Genomic DNA, 3933 nt, shown 5'->3' with positions numbered 1-3933 from the left:
CAGCAGGACGTGCGCTCGATTGACCGCGCGCGCCGAATGCATGCCCTTGGCGCGAATCGCTTCGAGCGTCACGCGGTCGTCAGGTAAGAGGTTCAGTTCGGTTTGTCGCATGACGTGCACTCCTCATAAGTAGTGAAAGTGCCGTCATTGTATATTTGTATCGTTATTTATGAGTTGAAGTACTAGAGACCTTTTTTACTTGAAATTTTCGGATCTGTAGCCGAGCGCCGCCGAAATTTCGTGTGCGGTTGCCTCAAGTTTTTGCAACCAGCTTTCGTCCAGCCTGTCCGCAGGGGCCGAGATCGACAGACCCGCCACCAGCTTGCTCTGGTCGTCGTAAATACCGGCCGCCATGCAGCGCACCCCGAGTTCCAGTTCCTCGTTGTCGCGGGCAATGCCGTACTGGCGAGCCTTCGACAGTTCGCGCTCCAGCGTTGCTAACTGGGTGATGCTGTTCTTGGTCTGGCCCGGCAAGCCGGTGCGTGTGGCATAGGTTCGCAGGCGCTGCGGATCATCAAAGGCCAGGAACAGCTTGCCCACGGAAGTCAGGTGCAGCGGCGCCCGCCCGCCAATCGCCCGCACCACCTGCATGCCGGAGCGCTCGCTGTAGGCGCGCTCCACATAAATGATTTCATCGCCCTGGCGCATGCTCAGGTTCACGGGTTGCTGGATCAGGCGATGCAGCTCACGCATTGGTGTCAGCGCGGCATCGCGTACGCTCAGGCGCGCTTTCACGAGGTTGCCGAGTTCGAGCAGGCGCATGCCCAGCCGGTAGCTGCCGGCGACAGGCCTGTCCACAAAGCGGCCGGTCGCCAGGTCGTTCAGGATGCGGTGCGCCGTGGACGGATGCAGGCCAGACTTCTCGCTGATTTCCTTGAGCGAGACTGCTTCCTCACGCGTTGCCAGAATTTCCAGCAAGGTGAACATGCGTTCTATCACCTGAACTGTAGGTTTGGCGGGCTGGGCGGAGGGGTCGGGCTTTTTCATAAGAGATCAGCGCGAAATTTTACCCTGTGAAATGCGGGTTAACCGCCAAGGTACGGCGTCTTTTGCGCTACGCAGGCTCAGTCAGACACTGGGCTACGCGGCAAGGCCGCAATCCAGTCGCCATCGACAAGAATCTGGTTCGGCAAAAACCGGGCTTTGTAGTTCATCTTCGGACTCTGGGCGATCCAGTAACCGAGGTAGACATGAGGCAGACCCAACTGGCGGGCCTGTTCAATCTGCCAGAGCACGCTGTAGTTGCCGTAGCTGGCCTGGGCATCGGGCTCGTAAAAGGTGTACACGGCAGAAACACCGTCTTCAAGTACGTCCAGAATCGACACCATTTTTAGCGCACCCGCTTCACCATTGGGCAGGGTTTCACGGAACTCAACGAGGCGCGAGTTGACGCGACTTTGCAGCAAAAACTGGGTGTACTGGTCAACGCTGTCGTGGTCCATGCCACCCCCGGAGTGGCGGCCGTTCTGGTAACGCAGGTAGAGCTGGTAATGCTCGGGCATGAAACACAGCTTGAGCACGCGTGCCTGAAGCCGTTGGTGGCGCTTCCAGGCGCGGCGTTGGCTGCGGTCGGGCGCAAAGCTGGTGACGGGAACACGCAAGGGCACACAGGCCTGGCAGCCATCGCAATAGGGGCGGTAGGTGAACATGCCGCTACGGCGAAAGCCGTTGGTCACCAGTTCCGAATAGGCCGCGTTGTGAATCAGGTGGCTGGGTGTGGCGACCTGAGAGCGTGCCTGCCGGCCGGGCAGGTAGCTGCAGGGGTAAGGCGCTGTGGCATAAAACTGCAGCGCATGGAGGGGTAGATCTTTGAGATGCGTCACGTCGTCAGGTGGTTCTGAATTCGGGCGTCAATAGCAGCTTCCAGTATAGGGGTTCAAATTCCCACCGTGGTGGCGGTCGAGCCGCGCTGGTTGCCACCTGTGCGACAAATTGCGCACGCGGAATTTCCGCCGCGCCCAGCGAAGCCAGGTGCCGGGTGTTCTGCTGGCAGTCGATCATGGGGATGCCCTGAGCCCGGCAAAAAGCCACCAGGGCCGCCAGCGCCAGTTTGGAGGCATCGGTCCGGTGCGCAAACATGGACTCGCCAAACACCATACCGCCGATGTTCACGCAGTACAGCCCCCCGGCGAGTTCGCCGTCTATCCAGGTTTCAACACTGTGCGCGTGGCCCGCCCTGTACAGCACGATGTAGGCCTGCACCATGTCGGGAACAATCCAGGTGCCTGCCTGTCCCGTGCGCGGTGTGTTGGCACAGGCGCCTATCACCTGGGCAAACGCCGTGTCGAAACGTATGTCGTGGCTGGGCGCATTGCGGAAGTGGGCGATGCTTTTGCGAAGCGAGCGATGCAGCCTGAAATCCTGCGTGCGCAGCACCATGCGTGGGTCAGGGCTCCACCACAAAATCGGCTGCCCCACGCCAAACCATGGAAAAATCCCGAGTTTGTAGGCTTGCAGCAAGGTCGGCACATTGAGCGTTCGTCCCGCCGCCAGCAAGCCCGGGGCCGGATCGCCCTCGCCCCAGGCTGTGTCAACCAGGGGGAAAGGGTCGTCGGCATCAAGCCAGGGCAGGGTGTGGGGAGACTTGCGCATGGCTGGGTGTGGATCAGAGCCTGACGGTGCGTATGCCGCGTGGTTGCCAGCAAATCAGGTCCGCAAATAGTAACCCGTCCAACAAAAAAGCCCGAACGCGAGACGACCGGGCTTTGAATTTTGGCTCCCCGTCTGGGGCACACTGCGAACCAAAATCTTGATCCTAGAACGGCCAGCCTACGCTTTGCGGCGGGTTGCATAGGGTTGGCGGGCGGTGGTACCCTTGCGGCGGGTCCTCGCTTCGCGGCGGGGGTCCCTCCCTTCTGGCGCAAGCCAGTTTACAGGCCCGGTCAGTCCGGGCTTTTTTTGGAGATTGACATGGAAGTTGCATCTGAAGCGCCGGCGCCAGTGCCTAAAAAGTCCAACGCGCTGACCTGGATCGGTGCCCTGGTGGTGGTTGTGCTCGTGGCCTTCCTGCTGCTGGGGCGCAATGTCACCAATGGCTATGAGACGGCCGTGAAATCGCAGATGCGGGCGCCTGGATCGCAGGTTTCTTTCAATGGGGTGAAGCGGTACAAGTCTGGCGTGGTCTGCGGCATGGTTTCCAACCATCCGGCGGGCTGGCAGCGGTTTGTTGTCGACAGCGGCGGCAAGGCTGCGCTTGACGACGGCACCGGTCCAGCTTCGCAGGCTTATTTCAACGCGCTGCACGATCAGGCCTGCAGGGACTAAAACCGGGCACTTTGCCCCCCTTTTTTCGCCCGCCTTTGCTGCCGATGATGCGGCACGATGGCAAAAGATTGGTCTGGGCAGCTCAAGGAAGTTAATTTCAAATGCGGTTTTTGCCGCAAGTCGTTTTCTGCCGTCCCGGATCTGATTGAAGACGATCCGGACACGCCTCACCACCCATTTCGGTACTCTGCCCACTGCCCGGTTTGCCACACGCACCATCAGCCGCAGGCATCGTTTTCTCCAACCCTCCCCGCACCCCTCAATCACGAAAGCTCCGCGCTTAAGGAAAAACGCCTGAAAGGCCAGGGGTCGAAAGTGGCTTTTTGCCGGGAAGGCGTCGGACAGTTTTCAAAAGATGGGTCCAGATCGTGTATAAAACTCATTTGTCACTATGCACTCCCAAGTGGCAGTAAAGTAAAATGGTCGATTCGCAAGAATCAAAAACTCCACGTTTCACTAAGTTTTATCCCTGGTTCGGCCAATTTATTCCACCCCCATGCTTTTTTTCGAATTCAACCCGTCTATCTATTCTTACTGTGTCATAAGTTTAGTCTCGGACTTATCCAATGGCAATGCGGGCAATGACCCAGGGCGCTTGCGAGTGCGACGCTCAGCAGCAGGCGCAGCGTTGTGATCGAGCTTGGCACGTGACGCTGCGCGCGCTGGACG

At 59.2% G+C, this 3933-nt stretch carries 4 protein-coding genes; 1 reads left to right on the top strand and 3 read right to left on the bottom strand.

Going from position 1 to position 3933, the window contains the following annotated elements:
- Nucleotides 1-195: 195 nt before the first annotated feature.
- The 3 genes from Q8O29_RS16280 to aat form a co-directional block, all read right to left on the bottom strand.
- Nucleotides 196-987 (bottom strand): IclR family transcriptional regulator, encoded by a 792-nt coding sequence (locus Q8O29_RS16280; protein ID WP_305564662.1) that lies wholly within the window; start codon nt 985-987, stop codon nt 196-198.
- A gap of 77 nt (nt 988-1064) precedes the next feature.
- On the bottom strand, nt 1065-1823 hold the full coding sequence (locus tag Q8O29_RS16275; protein WP_305564660.1) for an arginyltransferase: 759 nt from the start codon (nt 1821-1823) through the stop codon (nt 1065-1067).
- 4 nt (nt 1824-1827) lie between these two features.
- Nucleotides 1828-2592, bottom strand: a complete 765-nt coding sequence (gene aat, locus Q8O29_RS16270; protein ID WP_305564658.1) for a leucyl/phenylalanyl-tRNA--protein transferase — start codon at nt 2590-2592, stop codon at nt 1828-1830.
- Between the two features lie 318 nt (nt 2593-2910).
- On the opposite strand from aat, the gene Q8O29_RS16265 reads away from it, so the two are divergent.
- Nucleotides 2911-3264, top strand: a complete 354-nt coding sequence (locus tag Q8O29_RS16265; protein WP_305564656.1) for a hypothetical protein — start codon at nt 2911-2913, stop codon at nt 3262-3264.
- Nucleotides 3265-3933: the final 669 nt, after the last annotated feature.

Origin of the sequence: Polaromonas sp., assembly GCF_030689685.1 — a bacterium.
Classification (GTDB): Bacteria; Pseudomonadota; Gammaproteobacteria; order Burkholderiales; family Burkholderiaceae_C; genus Polaromonas.
The sequence above is the reverse complement of the archived record's forward strand: the minus strand, read 5'-3'. Positions and strand labels throughout refer to the sequence as shown.

Bases quoted from the DNA above. Each gene is read 5' to 3' on its own strand.
- Q8O29_RS16265 (WP_305564656.1), top strand. From the start codon at position 2,911: ATGGAAGTTGCATCTGAAGCGCCGGCGCCAGTGCCTAAAAAGTCCAAC.
- aat (WP_305564658.1), bottom strand. From the start codon at position 2,592: ATGCGCAAGTCTCCCCACACCCTGCCCTGGCTTGATGCCGACGACCCT.
- Q8O29_RS16280 (WP_305564662.1), bottom strand. From the start codon at position 987: ATGAAAAAGCCCGACCCCTCCGCCCAGCCCGCCAAACCTACAGTTCAG.